Origin of the sequence: Micromonospora sp. KC606 (genome assembly GCF_004348675.1) — a bacterium.
In the GTDB taxonomy this organism is placed as follows: domain Bacteria; phylum Actinomycetota; class Actinomycetes; order Mycobacteriales; family Micromonosporaceae; genus Micromonospora.
Map to the genome: position 1 here is coordinate 1 of NZ_SMKN01000404.1, position 1407 is coordinate 1407.

Sequence of the window (1407 nt, forward strand, 5' to 3'; positions counted from 1 at the left end):
GTCGGGGGCCTGGCGGGTTTCGGGGGTGGTGCCGCGGAGGCGGGCCACGGCGCGCATGCCGTGGTAGATGACCAGGGCGGCTGCGGTGCCGAGGGCGATGCCGTTGAAGGACAGCTCGCCGGCGGTGAGGGTGTAGTTGGCTGCGCCGATGATCACTGCGGTGGCGGCGGTCATCAGGTTGACCGGGTCGTGGAAGTCCACCCGAGCATCGATCCAGATGCGCGCGCCGAGGATGGCGATCAGACCGTAGAGCGCGGTGGTGGCGCCGCCGAGCACCCCCGCCGGCACGGTGAGGATCAGCGCGCCGAACTTCGGGCTGAGCCCGAGCAGCACCGCCGCCAACCCGGCCACCCAGTACGCCGCGGTCGAGTAGACCCGGGTCGCCGCCATCACGCCGATGTTCTCCGCGTACGTGGTGGTGCCGGAACCGCCACCCGAGCCGGCGAGCACGGTGGCCAGGCCGTCGCCCAGGAACGCCCGGCCCATGTCCTTGTCCAGGTTGCGCCCGGTCATCGCGGCGACCGCCTTGACGTGGCCGGCGTTCTCCGCGACCAGCACCAGGATCACCGGGATGACCAGCACCACCGCGCGCAGGCTGAAGCTCGGCGCGTGGAACTCGGGCAGCCCCACCCAGGCCGCGTCGCGCAGCCCGTCGACCGCCTTCGGGTCGAGGCCGCCGAGGAGCGCGGCGAGTGTCCAGCCCACCACCACACCGAGCAGGATGGACAGTCGGGCCGGGAAACCACGGAACGCGACCGTGGCGAGCAGGATCGCGGCCAGGGTGACCACGGCGATCAGCGGCTGGGCCTGCACCCCGGTGCCGCTGCCCCCACCGTCCCAGGCCACCGGGGCGAGGTTGAGCCCGATCAGCGCGACGATGGCGCCGGTGACCACCGGTGGCATCAGCACGTCGATCCAGCGGGCCCCGGCGAGCTGCACCACCAGTCCGACCAGGGCGAGCGCCACGCCGGCCACGACGATCCCGCCGAGCGCCGGGCCGATGTCACCGCCGGCCTTCGCCGCCAGCACCGGCGCGATGAAGGCGAACGACGAGCCGAGGTACGACGGCAGTCGGTTGCCGGTGATGACCAGGAACAGCAGGGTGCCGAGGCCGGAGAAGAAGAGCGTGGTGGCTGGCGGGAAGCCGGTGATCAGCGGGACGGTGAACGTGGCGCCGAACATCGCGACCACGTGCTGCACACCGATGCCGACCGTTCGTGGCCAGGAGAGCCGCTCGCCCGGGTGCACCACGTCGCCCGGGGTGACCGAGCGGCCGTCGCCGTGCACCGTCCATGGGGACCAGCGGGAGGAGGGGGACCGGGTCATGGAGCGCCCTTCGCGTCGTCAGGTGACGGGGGCGTGATCGACCCTGAGGGTTGTTTCTAGCACGAGAGCCCGGCCCCACCC

Annotated in this window: 1 protein-coding gene; it reads right to left on the reverse strand. The window is 72.4% G+C overall.

All coding sequences use genetic code 11. The annotated features are described in order from the left end of the window. A partial coding sequence (locus E1193_RS31395) for a solute carrier family 23 protein (RefSeq protein ID WP_132186738.1) occupies positions 1 to 1326 on the reverse strand: 1326 nt, incomplete at its 3' end. Positions 1327 to 1407: the final 81 nt, after the last annotated feature.